The organism is Paenibacillus sp. FSL R5-0623, from assembly GCF_037974265.1.
GTDB lineage: Bacteria > Bacillota > Bacilli > Paenibacillales > Paenibacillaceae > Paenibacillus.
The window spans coordinates 2,957,511-2,981,217 of the sequence record NZ_CP150233.1 but is presented as its reverse complement, the minus strand read 5'-3'; the positions used below and the strand labels follow the sequence as shown (position 1 = coordinate 2,981,217).

Sequence of the window (23,707 nt, the reverse complement as noted above, 5' to 3'; positions counted from 1 at the left end):
CTTGTTTGAGAAAACTATATGAATCCAACATCCGTGTACAGCCCAATTCATTGCTCCGTTTAACCGACTGTAATCTGTATGTTTAAGTATTAACCGAAAACAATAAAAACGACCCTGTAATCTGGAAGGCAGTAGATTTCAAATGTCAACATGGTACACTAACTTTATATCCTGTCATTGGAGGAATGCATTCTATGGATCTTACTGTTCAAGACGTTGTACTTCATCTCACAGATAACATTGAATTGCCAGAAAACACGGTAGATCAGCTCATTACGGGCTCACTTGATCGTAAGGTCAAAGGCATTATCATTGCTTTTATGCCCACACATTATGTTATTGAACAAGCCATACAGCAAGGTGCGAACTTGATCATTGCGCATGAATCCCCCTTCTACAACCATCACAGTCATACGGATTGGCTTGCAAATGATTCGGTTTATGCGGACAAAAGAAAGTTGATCGACGAAGCAGGCATTTCCATCTATCGATGTCATGATATCATCCACCGCTTCCAACCGGATGGCATTACTGAAGGATTGATTCGGGCATTGGGGTGGTCCTCTTATGTGGAACAAAGACTAGCGGAAGCAGACATTCTTTCTTTTCCGGAAGGAAGCACCGCCCAAGCTATTGCTCACCATGTGAAAAGTTCCCTGGGCATCGATTATGTACGCGTTGCAGGCAATGCGGAAATAGTCTGTAGACGCGCAGCGGTACTGGTAGGTTTTCGTGGTAATGGACATGTGACGATTCCCTTGATTCAGAATGAGCAATTGGATCTCATCATCGCTGGAGAAGGATTCGAATGGGAGACACCGGAATATATCCGTGATGCTGTGCAACAAGGCAAGTCCCAGGCACTGATCATGATGGGACATGCCGAGAGCGAAGCTCCGGGAATGAAGCTATTGGCAGACAGGTTGGCAGAACGTTTTCCTGAACTGTCTGTTCGTTTTGTAGGCGAGAAGCCTGTGTACACTGTGATCTGATAATACGATTGGATTTGTACGGAGAGGATCTCAAGTTGATTCCTTCTAATCTCATTGCCTATCCTACCCCGGAGCTTTGGATACTTTCCATGCTCCGGGGTACACTGGGTAGACTCTCGTTACATTTCTTGGATAGCTAATAAACCTGACACACTCTATTGAGCGAATATTTGACGATTTTCAATTGTAACGAATCGTAGACACCCTATTCCTCCATTCCCCCCTGTTTACCGTCCATTTCTACCCAACATAACTCAATTAGCGTCGCTGAGATTCGTTAGATTTCTCAGTTCAATCGAATCAGTACAATAAGGTGTCACTGTTTCGTTAGATTATGATGAAAAATGAGTACTGAGCACATATGCCACGCATCTCTGCTTGCCCCATCTGGATTTACCGAGTTCTTTATAGTACTCTAGATGCTGTGACTTCAAAGCTCAGGACATTTGTCCTTGGCGTTCAGAGTCAATTTATCATTTAATAATAGAAGTCGAAGTGATTGAATAAGGAGCGTACATATGAGAGGAATTATTTTTGCATTACTGGGCGGCGCGTGTATCACGCTCCAAGGGGTTGCCAATACTCGGATTAGCACCGACATGGGCACATGGCAGGCCGCTACGATTACACAACTGACAGGATTCATCTTAGCGGCGCTGATCCTAATGTTTGTTAGAGACACCAACCTTCAAGGACTCAAACAAGTAAAACCTATGTACTTGGCTGGAGGTGCTTTTGGCGCCGTCATTATTTTCAGCGAAGTGACGGCCATTCAGCAAATCGGGGTTACATTCACGATCTCGGCTCTGCTCATTGCCCAGTTGTTCCTGACTTTTCTGGTGGATAGTAACGGATGGTTCGGTGTCGTGAAACAAAAGATGAAACTGCCGCAATTTCTGGGCATTGCCTTAATGGTGACTGGAGTCATTATTATGAAACTATAGTTTTTGGAGAAGGATTGAAACATATCGTCGGGGGTGAATAACAGCGTGCAAGAGATCCATAACGAGCAACAATTAATACAATATCTGAAGCAATATCAACTCGAAACTGTATTTCACGAGCCCCTGCGTACACATATGACGTTATGCCACTTCGAGAAGTGTGAACTGATCTGTCGTGAAGGGGAAACTTCCGAATATTTGTACGTACTGGTCGAAGGTAAAATCAAGATTTTCACCACCTCCGCACAGGACAAAACGCTGGTGCTTTGTTTCAAAACACCGCTTGAAGTCGTCGGTGACATAGAGTATGTCCGTGAAAGCGATATTGTTAATACGGTTCAGGCCGTGTCACCTGTGGTGATGCTTCGCATTCATTATCAATGGCTCGCTGAGCTTGCCAGCGATTATGCACCTTTACTTAAATTTTTGCTTAAAATCATCTCTCACAAATTCTACATTGACTCGAACTTTTCCAATTTCAACCTGATGTATCCCGTTGAGGTTCGTCTAGTCAGCTACCTGCTCTCCATCTCAACAGAAGAAGCGGGCAACGTCGTTCATGAAGAGCTGGACGCGTTCAATCTGACCGACATCGCGAATCTGATCGGCACCAGTTACCGACACCTGAACCGGGTCATCCAGAAGCTCTGTGCAGACGGGTTAATTGAACGACATCAGGGATTGATTATGATCAAGGATCGAGCCGGTCTAAGGGAAATAACAGGTCACAATATTTATGAATAAGGAGTTCGACAACCATGTTAATCACAGGTATTTCGCTTGCACTACTGGCAGGTTCACTTGTCAGTCTACAAACGATTTTTAATAGCAAAGTCAATGAGCGCACTGGTTCATGGTCCACAACAACGATGGTGCTTTTCACCGGATTCCTTGCTTCTTTCCTCATCTCTCTGCTGGTAGAGGGCAAAAATACATTCAGCTTCCAGCATATGCAACCCTGGTACTGGCTCAGTGGAGCCATCGGCGTTGGCGTGGTCTTCTGTCTTGTGCAAGGGATGAAGTTGCTTGGTCCCACGTATGCCATCTCGATCGTGCTAACATCCCAACTGAGCTTTGCTCTATTGTTTGATTCCATGGGGTGGCTTGGTCTGGAGCAAATTCCTTTTTCGTGGAATCAGCTGCTCGGTGTACTTGTCATCGTTGGCGGAATTGTATTGTTCAAGTTCGGTGGAGGTAAATCGGAAAAATCAGATCAGTCCCCTGGAACACTACAGTCCAACTCATAAACGAACAAAAAAAGAGTGTCCGTCCAATCCTGTAGATTGGTCAGACACTCTTTTTTTGCAATCAAACCACGTATCGCCTCGTTCTCTTAAACGAACTCTACGTTATGGTAGACTTGTTGAACATCTTCAAGGTCTTCAAGCGCATCGATCAGTTTCTCGAACTGAGCTTGTGCATCCTCTGGAAGTTCAATATGGTTTTGCGCAAGCATCGTCAGCTCAGCTACTGTGAACTCAGTAATACCCGCAGCTTTGAATGCTTCTTGTACAGCGTGGAATTGATCCGGTTCTGCATATACAATGACAGCATCGTCTTCATCCACGATATCACGTACATCCACATCTGCTTCAAGCAAAAGTTCCAGTACTTCCTCGGAGTTTTTGCCTTCTATACCGATAACCGCTGTTGGATCAAACATGTAAGCAACAGAACCGCTGACACCCATGTTACCCGCGTTTTTGTTAAACGCAGAGCGAACTTCCGGCGCTGTACGATTCACATTGTTGGTGAGTGCATCAACGATGACCATCGCACCATTCGGTCCGAAGCCTTCATAACGCAACTCTTCATAGTTCTCATCCCCGCTGCCTTTTGCTTTTTCCATCGCACGATCAATGATGGCTTTGGGTACATTATACGTTTTGGCACGTTCCAGCACGACTTTCAGTGCACGGTTCGCTTCCGGGTCTGGTTCGCCCTTCTTGGCAGCTACATAGATCTCAACGCCGAATTTAGCGTAGACCCGGCTCGTGTTTGCATCTTTTGAAGCTTTCTTTTCCTTGATATTATTCCACTTACGACCCATATCGTTTCCGCTCACTTTCAACATGTAATCTGCTTTCTACTATGCCATTATATCTTGTTGAGCGTACTTCAACAAGTTAATACACACGAAATAATGGGATTAACTGCGGTGATTATCCATCTCCATTTGAAGATTAGTCTCAGTTTATCCTCTCATAAATCTCTCAGCAGCAACTAACGTTACCTCTATTCACTCCATATATAACAGACAAGAAGCACCCCTTAAAGGAATGCTTCCGCCCTAAATCAGTCCTAATTTCAGTTCATGTTACCCAGTCAATTAAGCGTGAAATTGTCGACCATCCAACACTTCAGGAACATAACCCGCACGAATGACAAAGTCTCCGAAATGTTCCCCTTCATTGCGTTCTTTGGCATACTGGTTCACCATCGGAGTTAACGTGTCCAGAATCTCGGTTTCACCAATGTTTTCTTTATACAGCTTATTCAAGCGATGTCCGGTGAAGCTGCCACCGAGATACATATTGTATTTCCCAGGTGCTTTACCGATAAATGAAATCTCTGCCAGCATCGGTCTTGCGCATCCGTTCGGGCAGCCGGTCATCCGAATGACAATCTCTTCGTCTCTTAGCCCAGCTTCGTCGAGTACAGGCTCCAGTTTATCGATCAGGGACGGCAAATAACGTTCGGACTCAGCCATGGCGAGACCGCAAGTCGGAAGCGCAACACAAGCCATCGAACTTCTGCGCAGCGCAGAGTAATGTGCACCATCGGTCAGATTGTATTGCTGAATCAACGCTTCAATCTTTTTCTTTTTCTGGCTGCTAATATTACCGATGATCAGATTCTGGTTCGCAGTCAGTCGGAAATCACCCGTATGCACTTTGGCAATTTCACGTAGACCCGTCATGAGCGGATAGCCGTCTACATCTTTTACACGACCATTCTGAATGAACAGCGTGTAGTGCCATTTGCCATTATTACCTTTTACCCAACCATATCGATCTCCGTTCGTCTCAAAATGATACGGACGTGCCGCATCCAGCTTCCATCCCAGACGGCTGGTCAGCTCTTCGACAAACCACTCCACACCACGGTCATCCAGCGTATATTTGAAACGAGCATGTTTACGAACTGCACGATCTCCATAATCACGCTGAATCATAACTGTTTTTTCTGCAACATCAATCATTTGCTCCGGCGTACAGAAACCAATGACTTTGGACACCTGAGGATAGGTTTTGGCGTCACCATGAGACATCCCCATGCCGCCACCAACGGAAACGTTGAAGCCTTGCAGCTTGCCGTTCTCCACAATAGCAATAAAGCCAAGATCCTGTGAATAGACATCCACATCATTGGATGGTGGTACAGCAATACCGATTTTGAACTTCCGTGGCAAATACACTTTGCCATAGATTGGTTCAACTTCTTCGTCCGAGTCCTGGGAATCAACCACTTTCTCTCCGTCCAGCCACAGCTCATGATAAGCCCGCGTGCGAGGGTCCAGATGATTGCTCACCTGACATGCCCACTCATACACTTCAGCATGCACATCAGATTGATTCGGATTCGGGTTACACATCACGTTACGGTTTACGTCACCACATGCAGCCAGTGTGCTTAACAACGAATCGTTCACTTCGCGAATGGTGTTCTTAAGATCCCACTTCAGTACACCATGCAGTTGGAAAGACTGACGTGTGGTTAGACGAATCGTCTCATTCGCATATTTATGCGCTACCCGATCCATCATCAACCACTGCTCCGGGGTTACAACCCCACCGGAAGCACGTACACGCAACATGAATTGGTATGCAGGCTCCAGCTTGGATTTGTGACGCTCGTTACGCAGGTCACGGTCATCCTGCATATAACTGCCGTGGTGTTTCATCAGACGGTTGTCGTCCTCTGGAATAGCCCCCGTGATACGATCGGCCAACGTTTCGGTCAGACTTCCGCGCAAGTAATCACTTTTGATCTTTATATCTTCTACATCGCTATTCGTGCGCTGTGGGTTAAGTAAGTTATTATAAACCATGCTGCTTTCTCCTCTCGTCTCTGCGGGATGCTGCAGTCCGGCTGGGCCGGTAATTAATAGACGTCCCGCTGATAACGTTTCTCCTGCTGTAACCGTGTCAGATATTCCGATGCCTGCTCAGACGATAAACCGCCTTCTTGTTCAAGAATCGTGGTGAGCGCAGCATGCACATCATGTGCCATTTTTTTCTCGTCACCACAGATATACAAGCTTGCCCCTTCCTGAAGCCACTGGTACAGTTCTTTGCTGTGTTCCAGCATGCGATGTTGTACATACACTTTCTGTTCCGTATCACGTGAGAAGGCTACATCCATCTTCGTGAGCACACCATCTTTGAGCCAACGCTGCCACTCCGTTTGGTACAAGAAGTCAGTGGCGAAATGCTGATCTCCGTAGAACAGCCATGTCTTGCCCTCTGCTCCAGTTTCTTCACGCTCACCAAGGAAAGATCTGAACGGTGCTACACCTGTACCTGGGCCAATCATGATGATCGGTGTATCCGGGTTCTCAGGCAGCTTGAAATTCGGGTTATGCTGTATATATACAGGCAGGGTGTCGCCAGCTTCGATTCGTTCAGCCAGATGTACCGAGCATACACCGTAACGTTCTCTGCCACGCGCTTCATAACGTACGGAGCGAACGGTAAGATGAACTTCATCCGGGAAAGACTTCGAACTACTCGCTATGGAGTAAAGACGCGCCGGAATTTTGCGAAGAGAAGCTACGAAATCTGCAGCAGGAATCCCTTTCAGATTATAATCCTGAACCAGATCCAGCAGATCACAGCTATTCATGACTGTACGGAATTCGGAATCATCTGCGAGTAATGCTGATAAGCCACTCCCAGGATTCAGTTTCGCAAGTTGTTCCACGACCGGTTTCGTCACAGCTGTAATTTCAAAATAACGCAGCAACGCTTCGTGCACAGATGCCTGATCGCCGTTTTTATTCACGGTCACGCGTTCATCGGCATTCCATCCCATGGCTGCAATCAATTCCTCCACAAGGCGCGGATGATTCTCAGGGAATACCCCAAGGCTGTCACCTGGCTCGTAGTCCAGGCTGGAGCCTTCCAAAGACAACTCAATGTGGCGTGTTTCACGGTCCGATCCTCTGCCATTCAGATTGAGATTCTCCAACACTTCAGCCTTGAATGGATTCGTGCGATCATATTCAGATTCCCCACCGCTCACCGCAGCTGTGACAGCCTCAGTGGTTACCGTACTCGCACCAGCAGATGTACTGCTTAAGGATGCCAGTACTTCATTCATCCACTCCGCAGCTGCTTCATCAAAATCAACATCACAGTCCACGCGCGGTACAAGGGCTGTACCACCCAATTCCTGCAATCGTTTATCGAAGTCCTTACCTGTCTGACAAAAGAACTCATAGGAGGTATCTCCCAGAGCCAGCACCGAGTAACGAAGTCCTTCAAGCTTTGGAGCCCGTTTGCTGTTCAGGAATTCATGCAGCGGAATCGCATTATCCGGTGGTTCGCCTTCGCCATGCGTACTGACGATGATGAGGAGATTTTCAATTTTCTTGAGTCCGTTCGGTTTGAAATCCCCCATCGATGACAACGTTACCTGAAGACCTTGCTCTTCAAGTTTCTTAGCCAGCTTCTTCGATAGGCCACTGGAATTCCCGGTTTGTGAACCAAAAAGCACGGTAACTTCCCGGGATACTGGCGGAGCACTGTCAGGTGTAATTCCTGTAGTTGGTGCAGCCTGTACCAGGTTAGCTGGAGCTGCTATTGTCGCGCTTGCCTGAATTGCTGCAATATATCCGCTCAACCAAGTACGTTGTCCATCGGTCAATGTAGGAATAAGACGATTAAGTAGTTCAACTTGTTCTTGGTTAAAAGGGCTGTTTGTCACTTGAAGTTCCACTGTTTGCCACCTCGCGCATTGCTTCGATTTTAATTCCGACTAAAATCATCACATTAATTTAATTTCTTCTCTCTAAAACCTAACACACCGGTTGTTGAGGGTCAATTTCAATGATTTTATAGCATTTATCAGTTTCGCTGATAAAGGACAAAAAAACAACAAAAACCCTCCTTTTTCAAATCAAGGACGGTTTTGTTTTATTTTTAAATTTGGCGGCCATCTCAAGTTGAAGTGGAAAGTGGAATATATGAACAAAGCTCACTCCAAAAGGCTTACTCCAACCTGGGTTCCAGGTCCAAAGTAAGCCTTCTTTTTCACACGCTACGATTCTGGTGTATCATCATTTCTGCCATACCAGTTTGCTTATCATCGCATATAACAACGTAGCCGATTCGGCTCGGGTCGCTTCGGCAAGTGGTTTCACCTCACCGTTGTACCCGTTGGCGATGCCCAGATCCACAAGTAATGCCACACTATCCCGGGCATAAGAGCGAATCTCGGAAGCATCACGGAAACGAGTAAGCTTATCTGTTCCAGCCTTCTCGGAGTCAACCAGTCCAGCCGCTACAAGTGCCCGAACTGTCAATGTCATCATCTCCTGACGAGTGATCGTCGACTCTGGCAAGAAGCGCTCGTCACCGGTACCACTGGTGATACCTAGCGAACGAGCAGCTGTAACTGCTTCGTAATACGGAGCATTTTCGTTTACATCAGAGAACGCATTCCCGGAAGAAGCATTCAAACCCAGCGCAGTCATCAACCACTGCACGTATTGACCGCGGGTCATCTCCTGTTTTGGATGTAACTGCGTGGAAGCACCGCTTGCCTCTGCATCAATTACACCTCTGACAGCCAAAGCCTCCATTGCTTTCTTGGCCCACTGCACTTCTGCAAGATCTGTGAATGTCTGCTCCACAGATACAACAGCATAATTTCCTGTGAGTGATGTTACGGAAAATACAAGCTGCCCGCTTTTTGGATCGTAGTAACTTTGCGGCAATGGGGTTGCCACACCGTTCGAGCCAATGGCAAATGCTACAATCCGATCCTGCTGAGCATTTTGTGAGGATTGGAATGGTAGACGAACTATTAACTGGCTTTCCGATGGCCATGGTTGACCATCCAGTTGAAGTTCAAGCTGGACTCCATATTTCGTGCCAAGCTGATCTGCGACTGTTTGTGGTAACTCCGTTCTGACCAATCGGATTGATGCAATCCCATCACCAACGATATCCTTTGTTAACAGTGTCGCGGGAAGCTCCAACATTCCCAGTTCTGTAACAATGTTGAACACATGTGACTCACCCTGATCTATTAACACAGAGGCAGGCAGAGATACTTCATATACCGTTGCTCCCGAAACCGGCTTCAGCCGAAGTTCGACCAAGCGCTGGCCCGCATCTGTTGAGGGGGCAACTTTAAAAGCATCTTTAATCGTTGAAACATCCACGTTGGACTGCACTACACCCTTCTGATCTGACTGTCCCTGCAACTCCAGAACAGAACGGTCCTTGTCCGGTTTAGGTTGTGGTACCGCATTCTCTGCACTTGGGTTACCACTTCCTGATTGTCCGCCATTGCTGGATGAACCAGAACCATCTCCTGGATTTCCACCGGAATTGCCGCCTGGACTACCGCCCGAACCAGGGTCCGTGCCTCCAGGGGAAGGAACAGATGTCGGCACCTTCACTGTCAACGGTATAGTCAAGGCTCTACTGTCGTCAGAAGTTCGAGTAATTTCCAACTCCAGTGTTACCGTTGTTTCCTTAGATGGTGGAACAATCGTTCCATCGGTTTGTATGACAGACGGTGCCGAACTGGAAGCGATCTTCACCGTGAAACCTTGCGGTACGGATGGTAACTTCAGTTTTTTCGCACCTGCCGAAGGCTGTTCCAATGCTGCAATGCCTGAAGCTACATTGGCAGCGCTCTGCTGAACCGTGTGCACCTGATAAGCGGAAGATACACCTCGCACCGATTGCCCCGTCGCATCCAAAGCTTCCACTTTGTAATAATATTCTGTGCCGGGGTTCAGTTCACTGTCCGTATACTCCCTTCCATTGCCGTTATAGACCACCTTATACTCTCCTTGCTCACGATCTGAGCGGTAGAGCTTGTAGCTTGCTGCACCAAGATGAGCATCCCAGTGAAGCGTGGCGCTCGTTGAATCTAACGCATCAGCATTAAGGCCAGCACTATCATTTGCAGGTGGCGCGGCGTCAGGTTTAACGATCATAATCCAGCTAATCATCGGGTCCTGTGATGCCGTATTGCGCACGGTCAACTCCAGCTTGTTGTCCGACACGCTGATGCTTTTATGGGCTCTAACACTGGCAGGCGTAAACGTAACTGCACCGGTATTGGTGCCATTGATGATTAAATTCGCTCTGCGCGATGTATTGGTCCACGGATCGTTGAATCCGGCATACACATCGTATGTCCCGTTTGGCACATCAAATCTATAGGTTAGGTCAGTGCCTTTAGGAGAATTACTGACATTTCCACCGTTCAGATAACGTACGGTCGAGAATATATCCCCGCCATTCGAACCGGATGCCAGTGCATCTGCGCTGACATAACCCCAATTGCGTCCCTCAGCAGGAGCGTACATCTGATCCGCCGTTTCCGGGTTCGCAAGCGTTCCTTTCATATAAGCACCCATGAGACTGTAATCAGCCGTTTCGTAACCTCCGCTGTTCACAAAATATAGTGTATTCTCCGGAATGACGTTTACGCGAACTGCCTGCTTTTTGTTGTTATATTCCGGTGTGGTTACCTGTAATGTGAGCGGTCCTGGCTTGGCAAAATCTTCTGCCGTCATGGCCCGGTTATCAATCGTCCAGACTGCTGGCGTTGATACCAGTGCTCCACCCTCGCGCACATTCAATGTTGTTGGCAGGGATGGTACTTTGCCTAGCGCCACGGCTTCTGGCAACGGATCAGCAATATCTACCTTGCCCATCGAATTCAGAAGATCAGGTGTCCAGCTGTTATACCACTTAATCGCGATGTCGGAGCCTATTCCAAACTCAATTGGCAAGAACACGTATTTTGCAGCATCATTCGAGAAATTGCCACCATTCCACGTATCCCCTACGTAAATGAATTTGCCTTTTTCCGGATCGACCGGTATGACGGATGTGGTCTGTGTGCCAAATGCCTTGCCTGGATCGGGATCGGTTGGCAGCGTACGTACGAACGGATTGGTCTGCGTTGACCACGGGCCAAAGATGTTATCCGCTACCGTCACTTTGTTTTCGTTAGGGGCCCAACCGGAAGCTCCGGAAGTCAAAATATAATATTTCCCCTGATACTTGAACATCGCCGGTGCTTCACGTTGCCCTCCAGGGAACACTCGCACGTAATCGACGCCGTATTCCGCCTGATAGGTGGAATCTCGTACCGGATTGCCTTTGTCATCCGTTCGTCCTTCCTTATGCCACCCTGTTACGTCACTATAGTCTTCATTCAGTTTGGAGATATATAACGTCAGGTTTTCTTCGCTGGAGTAGATCAGATAACCGGTACCATCATCATCCTTAAACAACGTCATGTCACGTGCCATGCCCTTATCGCTTGGGAAGTAATCTTTCTCCCCTTCGGGAGCTCTGTCCATCCGGTAACTCTTCTGATACACAAAAGGCCCTGTTGGAGAGTCACTGATCGCATAACCGGCCCTCGCCTTACCGTAATTCGCATTATCGTTATAGGGGTCTTTGTCGCCGTCCATGTGGGCCCACATCACGTATTTCTTTGTTTTGTCGTTGTAGATGACCTTTGGTCGTTCAATAATCCGTCCTTTGCGGATATCTGCCCAGATATCCACGCGGTCTTCACGCCCCGCATACAATTCGGAGATCAACGGGTCATGGTCAAAATCATCCATGGATTGAAGTGTCGATAGAGCCATGCCCTCATCTGTCCAGTTCATCAGATCCTTGGAAGAATACACACGCACACCAACAGCTGGCCAGCCTCCCTTATGATATTCGCCATACCAGTAATAGGTCTCCGTCTGTTCATCATAGAAAAAACCAGCCCCATGAGCATCGATCGGTTTCCCGTCCAGATCTGGCCACAATTGACCCGGTGTAATGCTTGTGCGAACTGTGGCAACACCCAACGGTGCGGATGCTGGAGAAGTTACGCCGTCCACAGTCGCCTGAATGATGTAAAAATATCCTGTGCCCATCGTCAGACCGCTATCGTTAAACGTGTTTTCATTGCCACTATAGACCTGCTGATACGTACCCGTAGCACTGGTTGCACGGGACACGGTATACGTTACATCAGATCCAGGCAGGACATTCCACTCAAGAGAGATTGACGTGTCCGTCACAGCTGTGGTAGCGAACTCTGCTGGAGAGTCAATGGAGTACGTCGTAGCTTCAGCAACAGCGGCCGCTGACTCACCAGCTGCATTAAAGGCCGTCACACGATAGCTGTAGCTGGTGCCCGGCTCAAGTGCATTATCCGTGAATGTGAGCCCTTTACCTTCATAGATTTGCTCGTATTGCTCACTGCCAGCTTCCGCCCGAACCACGCGATAACCAGTTGACTTGTCCACGGCGGACCAAGATAACTTCACGCTTGTAGCATTGAGTGCTTCGGCCTTTAATTCGCCAGGAGCCTGTGGTGCCGACGCAGTCGTCCGAACTTCCAGCGGAGCAGTCCATAATGATTCGGTTAGGCCTCCGTATTCATAAGCGAGCCTGTAATAATACACCGTATCCCCGCTTAATCCTTCATCCGTGTGTCCCAAAGTCCCGGTATTGGTTACCAGGGAATAACCGCCTTCAGGCGTAGAGGAACGATACAAGCGATAGGCTGATGCTCCCGCGATTTCAGACCATTGCAGTGAAACTGAAGACGCCGTCTGCTCAGCAATGGAGAGCTGAATATCGTTCCCAGCCGGTTGCTCGGCAATGATCACGTCATCTGTATGTACCGACTGCCACTTATTCCGAATGCCCACGGTACCTGACCCAATGGAAGTATCATTTAAGTCAAATACCAACCGATCTGATCCATTTTCAACAATATAACCGCGAATGGACGTGCCTGATAGCACTACTTTGAGTGTGTACCACGTATCTTTGGCAAACGCATAGTCCACCGTTTTCAACGTTGTATCGCCGTTATTCACCTTTTTGCTGAAGACCAATTTATTGTTAGGCACCTGCATTTGAAAATAATAATAGTTGCTCTTATCTTGGAACCGCGGTAATATTCCCGGATACCCCTGACCGGCTCCCGTGTAAAAGCGCATGGACACGGTCATGTCCGAGATGGAGTCTCCAGTAGAGATGATGCCTTCATTGGTATCGCTCTGGAAAAGCGTGGAGTTGGACGTATCTGTCGGGTCCGCGAGTACTTCCCAATTGCCTGAGCTTACGTTCCACGCAGGTAATTCCGTGTAATTCCCATCCGAAAAATCGTCCTGCAACAACGTGGCGGGTATACTGCTTAGATCGGCATACGCCTTACTCGGCAGCATCAGCGGTCCGGAAGACAGCGCAAGTGTTGCAGATAACATAAATATCATGGGTTTCCTGAGTTTATCCAATGTTCATTCTCTCCTTTGGCATGAAAGATGAAAGCATGGTTCATGTATGCGCGGTGTTGTTGTTCAGCCTATCCTCAGCAACCAGTGGTCAGTAACGAGCTTTTATCCACCTCCTCATTTTAATGAAACCGGTTTCATTGGAGTGCAAAAAAAAGACCCTTCTTCCCTTCTAAGTGCAATGATACCCATACGGAATACCGTGTCTTTCTTGCCCCTATGCAGTGAAACAGGTTTCTATTATATAAATGTAATCGCTTTCTTTAATTATATTATTGCCTTATTCAAGCTGTCAACTGTGAATTGGGCTCAAACATTTTTCGTTAAAACCACGCAAAAAAGGCGCGAGTTCTGCTTGTTTTGCAAGCAAAATTCGCGCCTTTTCTCACCCTCCGAGCTTGTTCGCAAGCTCGCACATGATTCGTAATCAAAAGCGGACTTTTTGAACAACCTCTATTTAGAATACTTTTGTTGTCCACGACTCACAGTTCCACGTCTCCGTAACCACATCACGATAGAATTCCGGTTCGTGGGAGATCAGAAGAATACTGCCTTTGTAAGCCTTGAGCGCACGTTTCAACTCTTCCTTGGCATCAACGTCCAGATGGTTTGTCGGCTCATCGAGCACAAGCAGGTTGGTTTCATTATTGATCAGCTTACAGAGACGCACTTTAGCTTTCTCGCCACCACTCAGTACAGCTACCTTGCTCTCAATGTGTTTGGTAGTCAAACCACATTTTGCAAGTGCAGCACGCACCTCGAATTGGGTATAGGAAGGGAACTCCTGCCAGATCTCTTCAATACATGTATTGTAGTTGGCATCCTTCATCTCTTGCTGGAAGTAACCAATCTCCAGATGTTCACCACGTTGAACGGTTCCTTCCAGAGCTTGAATTTCACCCAGAATACTACGCATTAGGGTTGTTTTACCGATTCCGTTCGCACCAACAAGGGCGATCTTCTGTCCACGCTCCATACGCAGATCCAGTGGTCTGGACAACGGTTCGTTGTATCCAATTACAAGACCTTTGGTTTCGAAAATGAGCTTGCCAGATGTTCTTGCATCACGGAAGTTGAACTGCGGTTTCGGTTTCTCCTTGGCGATCTCGATAACATCCATCTTGTCGAGTTTCTTCTGTCTGGACATCGCCATATTACGTGTAGCAACACTTGCTTTGTTCCGCGCTACAAAATCCTTGAGGTCAGCAATCTCTTGTTGTTGGCGTTTGTACGCCGACTCCAGCTGCTGTTTTCTCATCTCATGCACTTCCTGGAAGTGATCATAATCGCCCACATAACGAGTTAGATTCTGGTTCTCCATGTGATAGATCAAGTTGATAACACTGTTCAGGAACGGAATATCGTGAGAGATCAGAATAAAAGCATTCTCATATTCCTGCAAATAACGTTTCAGCCATTCGATATGCAATTCATCCAGATAGTTCGTAGGCTCATCCAGGAGCAAAATATCAGGTTTTTCCAGCAGCAACTTGGCAAGCAAGACTTTGGTACGCTGTCCACCACTCAGGTCATTGACGTCTTTATCCAGACCGATATCCGTCAGACCCAGACCACGTGCGGTTTCATCCACTTTGGCATCGATCATGTAGAAATCCTGGTTTGTCAGCGTATCCTGAATCGTACCCACGTCTTCAAGAAGTTGTTCAAGTTCCTCCGGGGTAACATCGCCCATTTTGCCATACATATCATTCATTTCCTGTTCCATGTCAAACAAATACTGGAACGCGCCGCGAAGTACGTCACGGATCGATTGGCCTTTGTTCAATACAGCATGCTGGTCCAGATAACCAACACGCATCCGTTTGGACCACTCTACCTTGCCTTCATCCGGCTGAAGTTTTCCTGTAATAATGTTCATGAAGGTGGATTTACCTTCACCATTGGCCCCGATCAGACCAATATGTTCGCCCTTCAAGAGGCGGAATGAAACGTCGTTAAAGATAGCACGGTCACCAAAACCGTGACTTAATTTTTCTACATTTAATATGCTCATTCATGACACCTTTTCTATATAGACTTAATTCTTTGTATATTATAAGCGTTATATCCTGCACAACTCAACGCCATATTAAAAATATTGCACCTTTTTGTCTGAAATTTGCCTTATATGAAAGTATGGGTTAAAATTTTGCCTTAACGAATTACTATTATATAGAACGGAGCTCTTCGAAGAGCATCAGGTGAACAATATGATTGAAGTGAAACAATCCAAGTTGGGTGATGGTGGTGAGTTTAACCGCGGGGTATTTGCTACCGTTGATATTGCCAAAGGAACGCTTATTCATCAGGCACCCGTTGTGCCTTACCCAAATGAAGATCATGAGCATGTGGAAAAAACGATTCTGGAAGATTACGTGTTCGAATATGGGGCGAATCATACCGCGATTCTGCTCGGTTACGGCAGTCTGATCAACCACTCCTATGAACCCAACGCTACCTATGATATCAATTTTGATAACCACACCTTTGACTTCTACGCGTATACAGACATCAAGGCTGGCGAAGAAATCGTGATCAATTACAACGGTGAGGAAGATAGTATGGACCCATTATGGTTCCTGGACGATTACGAGGAGCGTATGCTTGAGTTCAATAAGTCCAATGATGATGAGGGTGAAAAAGAGACCGAACCCCAGTCCCTGGAGACGGACACGAGTAAATAAACTCAGTAAAGTTCGCAAGCACTCCCGTTGTATGTGCGAAAAGAACTCACTGAACCCGGTGAATGTTGAAATGAGTACCTGTAGTACTCTTCACAGTCCAAAGTTTAAACACACAAATAAGCAAGTCCTCCGTTAATGGAAGACTTGCTTATTTGTGTTGTCTTGCTTTCTAAGCCAGGTACACGTGTTCATGTTTCATGGTTTATCCTGCATCTTAACTTGTTTTAATCCGTAATCGGCGGATCTGTATGCAAGTCTTGATCGGGTGTCGTGGATCTCCACTTGGTAAAGGCTACCTCGAACCCTGCACGCTTTGGTGAACACAGAAATGGACCAGCGTGTTTGTTCGTCGGATAGGCAAACCGTGCAACCCGAATCGTACGCCAAGGATGCTCATCTGTGCAAGCACGAATGACAACAGCCTCATTACTGTAGGAGGCTCTGATTGTTACGATTCGTCCACCCCACTCTGGCACAGGAGAGAGTGACCAATCCGAATACGTATCCGTCACGACGGCTCCAACATGTGCCACGCCATCATTGACCTCAACACCGGCCTTGATCCATTGGTCTTCTCCGTACCATAACATTAATCCCGCCTGGTCATATAATTCGGTGAATGAGCTTAGATCAAACGATACCTCAATCGCTTCCGTTCCGTCCCATGGAGCAAGCATGGCGTGTCCATCCCGATGACAGAACCCGTAGAATGTGTTCTCCCAAAAGTCACTGCCTTCCCGAGCTTCCACAACGAAACGATCCCCATCCATCCGTGCAGCAACGGGTTCCTTAGTCCACTTGCCTTCATGAAGCCCAATAAAATCCGATGACATCGTTATTTTCATCCTTTCTTCCGTCCCAAAGGGGGGTTCATCCTCACTTCATCACTTCTAAATTAAAGAACCCAGATCCGATGCAGCAGTAGGATATGCAAAATTCATGGTGTTTAACTGATCGATAGTCAGATTGAACTGAATCGCCATTGCAAAAAGGTTGATCAATTCTTCTGTTTTGCTCCCGAGCACATGCGCGCCCAGAATACGCCCGGTTGATTTATCGATCACCACTTTGACCATGGCAAATTTTTCATGAGTTCGCTTGTAAGTATACCATTTCGACATATCATTTACCTGCACCTCGTAGCCCTCTTTCTTGGCTTGTTCCGTGCTCATACCTACAGCTCCAAGGGCAGGGACAGTAAACACAATGGAAGGCATCACTTTATAATTAGGTTTGTGTTGATTTCCCTCCAACAAATTGAACGATACAGCCCGGGATTCCTGACCTGCTAACGGGGTCAAAGGTAAACCTTTTGTATCCGTTACATCGCCAGCAGCATACACTCTCGGATTACTTTCACTTTGCAAGTACTCGTTCACCGTAATCCCCTTTTTGCTGTAGCTGACGTTGGCTTTCTCCAATTCCAGCCCATCCACATTAGGAACACGCCCCGCTCCATGAACGACAAGTCCGCACTGCCACTGGTGATTTGCACCATTGCGTGTGCCATGAACAACATAGGCGTTCCCCTCTTGCCGTATGGACTTCACCTCCGCGTTCAAGTGAACATGAATGCCAATCTCTTTTGATTTTTGCAACAAACATTCTACAAGCTCCGCATCAAACGACTTCAGAGGCTGTTCACTCCGATGCAGGATATGGACTTCCGTCCCGGCTCTGGCCGCAATATGCGCAAACTCAAATGCAATGTATCCACCGCCTACCAGAACTAATCGATCCGGCAACCGTTCCAGATCCAGAAAGTCATCACTATATATCAGATGCTCTGATCCCTCAATCTCAAGTGGCGCAGGTCTTGCACCAGTAGCAATCAGAATGTGTTTGCCATGGAGCACTTCTTCTCCCACTTGAATATGGTTTTCATTGACAAATGAAGCTTTACCATGGAACGTATCCATTCCGGCCTGTTTGAATTGATCTTCACTTGCTCTAGGTATGCTTTCGGTAAAGGTGCGTTTAAAGGCCATAAGTTCAGACCAGTTGATGGTCGCCTGTCCCTGAATACCTTTCCCTTGCATCCGTTCATTCCAGTCAATCAGTTCAGCCGCTCCAGCCAGCACTTTCTTGGGATCACAGCCACGCAGTGCACACGTTCCGCCGAACTCACGTTCATCAATTACAGCAACTCTCCAGCCAGCTTCAGCGCAACGGATGATTACAGAGCTTGCCGCGCTTCCTGTTCCAATTGCAATCAAGTCATACGTTTCTTGTGTCATCATGGTTCCTCCTCATCCTTTTGGTACATCTATTGCAGGGATGCCTGAAGTTACAGCAATCCAGCCTGTTTAAGGTACTCTGCTGCAACCTGTTCAGGATTCGCTCCCTCTACGTTCACGTCATAGTTCATCTGACGCATCTCATCATCCGTAATTTTGCCAGCAAGCTGATTCAGCACCTCAACCAGTAGTGGATATTGATCTGCCGTTTCTTGACGAAGCATCGGCGCGCCTTGATACGGTGGGAATAACTCCTGCTCATCCTCCAGCACAACGAGTTCATATTGTCTCAACTCACTATCTGTGGAGTAGGCATCTACCAGATTGATATCGCCGCGTTGAACAGCACCATAGCGAAGCTTCGGTTCCATTGTTGCAACGTTCGGGAATTCAATCCCATACTTCTTCTGAATGCCAAGGTAACCGTCTTCCCGATCCGAGAATTCCAGCGTGAATCCTGCCTTCATTTGCTGTTCTACCGGTTTGAGATCCGAAATGGTCTTGAGATTGTATTGATCTGCGATGCTCTTTGGAACGGCCAACGTATACGTATTGTTGTAATCCATAGGGTTCAGCAGCACCATGTTGAACTGGCTCAGCATTCCATCTCTTGCCTGTTCGTACACCTCGGTCCGATCGGTGCTGACTGCTGTTTCCTTCATGAATTCGGAGATCGCTGTCCCGGTAAATTCGGGATAGATGTCAATATCACCCGACTTGAGTGCATTGAAAAGGAATGGCGTTTTGCCTAATCCGGGTTTTAGTTCAACGGTCAGGTCTGTGTCTTTTTCAATCAACAATTTGTACATGTTAATCAGAATCTCCGGTTCCGCTCCCAATTTCCCGGAAATGACAAGATCCTTCTGTCCACCACGTGCCACGAAGGGAATGGTAATCACAAGTATCGCGATTATTGCCAGCGAACCAAGGGTAACCAGGGTTTTCTTGAAGGATAAACGCTGGAATTGACGCAATAGTACATCAAACAAAATAGCCAACAAGGCGGCCGGAATGGCTCCAAGGATGATCAGTGCCGTATCATTCCGATCAATGCCCAGCAAAATTAATGCACCCAAGCCTCCTGCGCCGATCAAGGCAGCAAGTGTTGCCGTTCCTACAATCAGGACCATCGCGGTTCGAATTCCGGCCATAATAACTGGCATCGCCAGTGGCAGTTCCACTTTGATTAGCCGTTGACGACTATTCATGCCCATCGCATTCGCCGCTTCAACCATGGAAGGATCAACTTCGGATATGCCTGTGTACGTGTTGCGAAGTACGGGAAGCAGCGCATACACCACCAATGCAATAATTGCAGGAAGTGTGCCTATGCCGAATAACGGGATGAGCAATCCGAGAAGCGCCAGGGATGGAATAGTTTGCAACACAGCCGTAACCCCGATAATTGGTTCAGCCACTCTTGGTTTGCGTGTAAGGTATATACCAAGCGGAATAGCGATGAGAACAGCAAAGAACAAGGCGATAAATGAGATCTGAATATGTTCCAGCAGAGCAGACAACAACTGACCTTTGCGCTCACTGAACACCTCCGTGAATCTACTCATGTCCTTCACCTCGTTCCTGTAACTGACCAGACCAGTATTTCATCAGATCAACTCGACTGATCTCGCCAATAATCTGGCGGTTACGTTCAACCAGCAGATGGTCATGGGAAGCCATGATATCAACTAACTCCGTCAACGTAATGGATACAGGAACGGCAGTTTTGGCTGATTTTGGCACATGACCCGGTGAGAGTGGTGACATGATGGATTCGAGATCAAAATCAGATTGTGAACTCGTATCGGTGTTAGGACTTCCAACAAATTCACGTACGAAATCATTAGCTGGCTGTCGGATCAGTTCTTCCGGGGTGCCTACCTGCAAAACCTGTCCATTCTTCATAATGCAGATGCGATCCCCCAGCTTCATCGCTTCCTGAATATCATGGGTGACAAACACAATCGTTTTTTTCATCTGACGCTGGATATCCAGAATATCGTCCTGCAATTTCTCCCGACTCATTGGGTCGAGTGCACTGAACGGTTCATCCATCAAAACGATCTCAGGATCGGCAGCGAGTGCACGCAACACACCAATTCTCTGCTGTTGTCCTCCGGATAACTCGGACGGTTTACGCTCACTGTACGTATCTCCGTGCAAACCCACCATGTCCAGTAACGTATGTACACGCTCCTTGATTTGATCTGACTTCCATTTTCGCAGTTCAGGAACAACCGCAATATTTTCGGCAATGGTCATATGCGGGAATAGTGCAATCTGTTGCAACACATATCCGATATTCCAGCGCAATTCGTGAATGTTGTATTCATCGATTGGGCGTTCATTAATGCGCACTGTTCCATCTGTTCGTTCAATCAGGCGATTGATCATTTTGAGCATGGTGGTTTTGCCACATCCACTCGGACCAATCATGACAAACAATTCTCCCTTGTTAATGTTGAGGTTAACCTGACGCAAAGCCGTTGTTCCATCAGGATATTGTTTCGATACATTTTCGAACTGAATCATTCGCTCTCTTCGCCCCTTTATCTAGGGCGTGTTTCAGACACGCCCTAACATTCATCTTCATCTATTTCCCCAAAAGTGTGTTCGTATAATCACTGCTTTCCTTAGTGTCCCTTGTTAGGGAGAGATCCATATTCGAATCAACGATGTCAACATGCTGGTAGACATGCAAAAAGACGGGCACTAGGCACCGTCTTCTCATAATATGAAAATGTTTCTTCCATTATTTCCATACTTCCATATGATTCTGAATAAATTGCTCGAATGAAATCGGGTTATTCCCCGTTAATTTTTTCACCGTATCCGTCGTTTGATCTTCTCTCCCCTCCTCACGGATAGGCACATCCAGTCCTGCGAGGGCAGCAGCGTATTCTTCTGACATTCCTGCGCGAATCATGCTGTTCCTCAATTCATCATCGGACAAAGATTCATGCTGGATGGACTGACCCAGTACACGGCTCAAGACGTCTGCAACCTGTCCATAGGACAACGTCTCCGGCCCTGTAATAATATGCTCCGTATTATGAGGAACAATATCCGTCAGAGCATGGAACGCAACTGCCGCGATATCATCTGCACTAACAAATCCAATTTTCCCGTCACCCGTAGCACTGTATATTTTCCCAAGTTGTTTCGTCGTCTCCCGATGCGGCCCCTCCGTAAAGTTCTCCATAAAATAGGAAGGCTGCAATACAGCCCACTCAGGAGCATGGGCTTTTAAATAATGATGTACTTTGCCAAAAATAGGACCATCCTCATCAATTGAAGCACTGCCAAGCAAGATAAATCGCTTAACACCGTTCCACAATGCTTCCTTGATGAATGGAATCATGACGTCTTCTGGAGTCATGTCCATGACTGGCATGACAAGGTACACCTGGTTCACATTTTTCAGCGCCGGCGCATAAGTCTCGGAATCATACCAATCAAAATAGACATAATTACCGGCAGAACCAGAAAGAGATGGTTTAGTTCTTCCTGCCAAACGCACCGGATAATGATGCTTTTGAAGTATGGCCGCAACACGGCTTCCTGTCTTTCCACTTGCCCCTGTAATAAGTGTCAACGGTTTATCATTGATCATGCTTGTTTCCTCCTAAGTCCGATTCGAGTACGACCATTGGATTCCAATAGTCTTTATAATGTGTAATTTTCCCATTAGAGTGGCTCACTACAGAGATGTACGTTTGGTTGTATGGCTTGCCTGTAACTAATGAACGTCCTTTACAAGTAAATTCAGCCACAAACTGTTGTTTCGTGGAATCAGCCAAGATTACCGGTTCAGAAAACTGCTGGATTTCAAGCATCCCCAGCAGATTATGAAGATGATTCGTAATTGCGGCTTTGCCTTCCAGTTTCTGAGGATATCCTGCTGGTGCATATGGGAATTCGAAGATAGCGTCAGATGTATACAGCTCCAACCATTGTTCCAGTTTTCCCTCCAGTAGCAATTGAGTAAATCCATGCATGATTCGATACGGTATACTATTGCCCGCTTCCAATTGCTGAGATTGTGTCATCCTTACATCCTCCTTCTGTTTGTTTGGCGCTTTTTCCAGACCAATCGGTCTATAATAGTCAAAAAATAAACGCCTTAAGCGTCTATTTTCAAGAAAACGTAAAGAATTCTTACTCAAATCATGTAAAACCTTAATCCATAGCCCTTAGGGTCATCTGTACAAAATCCCGCAGCGCTTCTGCACTTGCACCACTCTTCGCCGTAAAGGTCAATGAGAGTCGGGAATAATTTAGAAAACGGGCAAGCCCGGGCAATTCTTCCTCTGTGTGCTTCAATTCGCCACTCTTCTGGCCTCGTAACAATGCACTATGAAAAACATCTTCCATTTGTTGGTTAGTGATTTGAATAAAGGCTGCGATTTCGTGATTTTGTGGTGCCTGTTCAACCGCGCTATTAATGATGAAACATTCATTACGACGTTCGTTGTCTGTCAACACGTTAACCGCTTCATTGAACAACTCGGTCACGCCTTGCCTCACACTTGTGCATTCGTTTAATAGTCTAATCCCCGCCTCTGTCTTCTGCTGAATATAGAATTTAAGAGCAGAGACAAATAAATCATGTTTAGTTCCGTAGGTGTCATACAGGCTTTGCCGCGCAATGCCAAGTTCACTCAGCAGTAAGCTCAAAGATGTACCTTCATAACCGTACGCTCCAAATACAGACGTTGCTTTTCTTAGAACGGTCTCCGTGTCAAACTCCTTGGCTCTTCCCAATTTCAGACCTCACCTCCCTATTCATTAAATAAAGAATACCTTTTCCAGACTGATCAGTCAAGAAAATAAATGCTTTGATTTTTGCCAAAGTGGTATAATGTGAATAGAAGTTGAATGAATTCTTTTATCACTTACAACCATGACCACATATAAAGGAGTGTACCTATATGTATATTCAGATTACAGATTTGGCTGCAAAACGATTGACGGAAAGCTTGAATGACCAACCTGGATATTTCAAAGTGATCTATGACTTGGAAGGTTGCGGATGTAACGGAGTTATCGCTATTATCATTGTTGATGAACTTGCGGCTCTCGACGCACAGATTGAAACCAATCTGGTTCCGTTCTATGTTGATCCGAAGCAGCAGCTGAACCTAGAACAACACATGAAGCTGGATACAGAAGAGAATTATCCTTCTTTCAAATTAAGCAGTGATTCTGGTGTGCTCAGCGCCAACGTTCGCGTTCGTGACACCCGTGCAGTAACTGTGGGAAGCTCCGGTGGATCCGATGCTTGCATGTTGTAACACAGTCTCCAGCATACTTGAAGTAATCTAGCATTATCTCTCTTCACATCAAA

General features: G+C 46.7%; 18 protein-coding genes. 6 read left to right on the top strand and 12 right to left on the bottom strand.

Going from position 1 to position 23,707, the window contains the following annotated elements; translation table 11 throughout:
• Positions 1–194: 194 nt before the first annotated feature.
• The 4 genes from MKY92_RS13215 to MKY92_RS13200 all read left to right on the top strand — a co-directional run bounded on the left by MKY92_RS13215 (position 195) and on the right by MKY92_RS13200 (position 3,183).
• On the top strand, positions 195–992 hold the full coding sequence (locus tag MKY92_RS13215) for a Nif3-like dinuclear metal center hexameric protein (RefSeq protein ID WP_339301112.1): 798 nt from the start codon (positions 195–197) through the stop codon (positions 990–992).
• Between the two features lie 518 nt (positions 993–1,510).
• Positions 1,511–1,936 carry a DMT family transporter gene (locus MKY92_RS13210; protein WP_036608521.1) on the top strand — a complete coding sequence of 142 codons (426 nt, stop codon included), beginning with the start codon at positions 1,511–1,513 and terminating at the stop codon, positions 1,934–1,936.
• A gap of 45 nt (positions 1,937–1,981) precedes the next feature.
• On the top strand, positions 1,982–2,680 hold the full coding sequence (locus tag MKY92_RS13205) for a cyclic nucleotide-binding domain-containing protein (protein WP_036670692.1): 699 nt from the start codon (positions 1,982–1,984) through the stop codon (positions 2,678–2,680).
• Positions 2,681–2,694: 14 nt separating this feature from the next.
• Positions 2,695–3,183, top strand: coding sequence for a DMT family transporter (locus MKY92_RS13200; RefSeq protein WP_339301110.1), 489 nt, complete (start codon positions 2,695–2,697; stop codon positions 3,181–3,183).
• Between the two features lie 86 nt (positions 3,184–3,269).
• Here MKY92_RS13200 and MKY92_RS13195 read toward each other — a convergent pair whose 3' ends face one another.
• The 5 genes from MKY92_RS13195 to MKY92_RS13175 form a co-directional block, all read right to left on the bottom strand.
• Positions 3,270–3,986 carry a YebC/PmpR family DNA-binding transcriptional regulator gene (locus MKY92_RS13195; protein WP_036608916.1) on the bottom strand — a complete coding sequence of 239 codons (717 nt, stop codon included), beginning with the start codon at positions 3,984–3,986 and terminating at the stop codon, positions 3,270–3,272.
• Between the two features lie 279 nt (positions 3,987–4,265).
• A complete protein-coding gene (gene cysI, locus MKY92_RS13190; RefSeq protein ID WP_339301108.1) occupies positions 4,266–5,987 on the bottom strand; it encodes an assimilatory sulfite reductase (NADPH) hemoprotein subunit in 1,722 nt (573 codons plus the stop codon).
• Positions 5,988–6,040: 53 nt separating this feature from the next.
• The gene (locus MKY92_RS13185) at positions 6,041–7,876 is read right to left on the bottom strand and encodes an assimilatory sulfite reductase (NADPH) flavoprotein subunit (protein WP_339301106.1); all 1,836 of its coding nucleotides are present in this window, start codon (positions 7,874–7,876) and stop codon (positions 6,041–6,043) included.
• A gap of 340 nt (positions 7,877–8,216) precedes the next feature.
• Positions 8,217–13,442 carry an S-layer homology domain-containing protein gene (locus tag MKY92_RS13180; protein ID WP_339301104.1) on the bottom strand — a complete coding sequence of 1,742 codons (5,226 nt, stop codon included), beginning with the start codon at positions 13,440–13,442 and terminating at the stop codon, positions 8,217–8,219.
• A gap of 454 nt (positions 13,443–13,896) precedes the next feature.
• On the bottom strand, positions 13,897–15,453 hold the full coding sequence (locus MKY92_RS13175) for an ABC-F family ATP-binding cassette domain-containing protein (RefSeq protein ID WP_017688769.1): 1,557 nt from the start codon (positions 15,451–15,453) through the stop codon (positions 13,897–13,899).
• A 196-nt stretch (positions 15,454–15,649) separates the two neighbouring features.
• Between MKY92_RS13175 and MKY92_RS13170 the strand changes: the two genes are divergently transcribed.
• Positions 15,650–16,123 (top strand): SET domain-containing protein, encoded by a 474-nt coding sequence (locus tag MKY92_RS13170; protein ID WP_339301103.1) that lies wholly within the window; start codon positions 15,650–15,652, stop codon positions 16,121–16,123.
• Positions 16,124–16,347: 224 nt separating this feature from the next.
• On the opposite strand, the gene MKY92_RS13165 is transcribed toward MKY92_RS13170, so the two are convergent.
• The 7 genes from MKY92_RS13165 to MKY92_RS13135 form a co-directional block, all read right to left on the bottom strand.
• Entirely contained in the window at positions 16,348–16,956 is a 609-nt protein-coding gene (locus MKY92_RS13165; protein ID WP_339301101.1) for a DUF1349 domain-containing protein, read from the bottom strand.
• Positions 16,957–17,013: 57 nt separating this feature from the next.
• Positions 17,014–18,360 carry an NAD(P)/FAD-dependent oxidoreductase gene (locus MKY92_RS13160; protein ID WP_339301779.1) on the bottom strand — a complete coding sequence of 449 codons (1,347 nt, stop codon included), beginning with the start codon at positions 18,358–18,360 and terminating at the stop codon, positions 17,014–17,016.
• Between the two features lie 50 nt (positions 18,361–18,410).
• On the bottom strand, positions 18,411–19,925 hold the full coding sequence (gene opuFB, locus MKY92_RS13155; protein WP_339301100.1) for an osmoprotectant update ABC transporter permease/substrate-binding subunit OpuFB: 1,515 nt from the start codon (positions 19,923–19,925) through the stop codon (positions 18,411–18,413).
• Positions 19,918–20,892 carry an ABC transporter ATP-binding protein gene (locus MKY92_RS13150; RefSeq protein WP_339301098.1) on the bottom strand — a complete coding sequence of 325 codons (975 nt, stop codon included), beginning with the start codon at positions 20,890–20,892 and terminating at the stop codon, positions 19,918–19,920. Before MKY92_RS13150 ends, opuFB begins: the two co-directional genes overlap by 8 nt.
• Positions 20,893–21,112: 220 nt before the next feature.
• Positions 21,113–21,973, bottom strand: a complete 861-nt coding sequence (locus MKY92_RS13145; protein WP_339301096.1) for an ergot alkaloid biosynthesis protein — start codon at positions 21,971–21,973, stop codon at positions 21,113–21,115.
• On the bottom strand, positions 21,963–22,409 hold the full coding sequence (locus MKY92_RS13140) for a nuclear transport factor 2 family protein (protein WP_339301095.1): 447 nt from the start codon (positions 22,407–22,409) through the stop codon (positions 21,963–21,965). Before MKY92_RS13140 ends, MKY92_RS13145 begins: the two co-directional genes overlap by 11 nt.
• A gap of 130 nt (positions 22,410–22,539) precedes the next feature.
• On the bottom strand, positions 22,540–23,124 hold the full coding sequence (locus MKY92_RS13135) for a TetR/AcrR family transcriptional regulator (protein ID WP_339301093.1): 585 nt from the start codon (positions 23,122–23,124) through the stop codon (positions 22,540–22,542).
• 167 nt (positions 23,125–23,291) lie between these two features.
• On the opposite strand from MKY92_RS13135, the gene MKY92_RS13130 reads away from it, so the two are divergent.
• Positions 23,292–23,654 (top strand): iron-sulfur cluster biosynthesis family protein, encoded by a 363-nt coding sequence (locus MKY92_RS13130; RefSeq protein WP_017688778.1) that lies wholly within the window; start codon positions 23,292–23,294, stop codon positions 23,652–23,654.
• The last annotated feature ends 53 nt before the right edge of the window (positions 23,655–23,707 follow it).

What these genes read in the sequence shown, in the direction of transcription:
- MKY92_RS13215 (WP_339301112.1), top strand. Translation starts at nt 195, where the DNA reads ATGGATCTTACTGTTCAAGACGTTGTACTTCATCTCACAGATAACATT.
- MKY92_RS13210 (WP_036608521.1), top strand. Translation starts at nt 1,511, where the DNA reads ATGAGAGGAATTATTTTTGCATTACTGGGCGGCGCGTGTATCACGCTC.
- MKY92_RS13200 (WP_339301110.1), top strand. Translation starts at nt 2,695, where the DNA reads ATGTTAATCACAGGTATTTCGCTTGCACTACTGGCAGGTTCACTTGTC.
- MKY92_RS13195 (WP_036608916.1), bottom strand. Translation starts at nt 3,986, where the DNA reads ATGGGTCGTAAGTGGAATAATATCAAGGAAAAGAAAGCTTCAAAAGAT.
- cysI (WP_339301108.1), bottom strand. Translation starts at nt 5,987, where the DNA reads ATGGTTTATAATAACTTACTTAACCCACAGCGCACGAATAGCGATGTA.
- MKY92_RS13175 (WP_017688769.1), bottom strand. Translation starts at nt 15,453, where the DNA reads ATGAGCATATTAAATGTAGAAAAATTAAGTCACGGTTTTGGTGACCGT.
- MKY92_RS13170 (WP_339301103.1), top strand. Translation starts at nt 15,650, where the DNA reads ATGATTGAAGTGAAACAATCCAAGTTGGGTGATGGTGGTGAGTTTAAC.
- MKY92_RS13165 (WP_339301101.1), bottom strand. Translation starts at nt 16,956, where the DNA reads ATGTCATCGGATTTTATTGGGCTTCATGAAGGCAAGTGGACTAAGGAA.
- MKY92_RS13160 (WP_339301779.1), bottom strand. Translation starts at nt 18,360, where the DNA reads ATGACACAAGAAACGTATGACTTGATTGCAATTGGAACAGGAAGCGCG.
- opuFB (WP_339301100.1), bottom strand. Translation starts at nt 19,925, where the DNA reads ATGAGTAGATTCACGGAGGTGTTCAGTGAGCGCAAAGGTCAGTTGTTG.
- MKY92_RS13150 (WP_339301098.1), bottom strand. Translation starts at nt 20,892, where the DNA reads ATGATTCAGTTCGAAAATGTATCGAAACAATATCCTGATGGAACAACG.
- MKY92_RS13145 (WP_339301096.1), bottom strand. Translation starts at nt 21,973, where the DNA reads ATGATCAATGATAAACCGTTGACACTTATTACAGGGGCAAGTGGAAAG.
- MKY92_RS13140 (WP_339301095.1), bottom strand. Translation starts at nt 22,409, where the DNA reads ATGACACAATCTCAGCAATTGGAAGCGGGCAATAGTATACCGTATCGA.
- MKY92_RS13130 (WP_017688778.1), top strand. Translation starts at nt 23,292, where the DNA reads ATGTATATTCAGATTACAGATTTGGCTGCAAAACGATTGACGGAAAGC.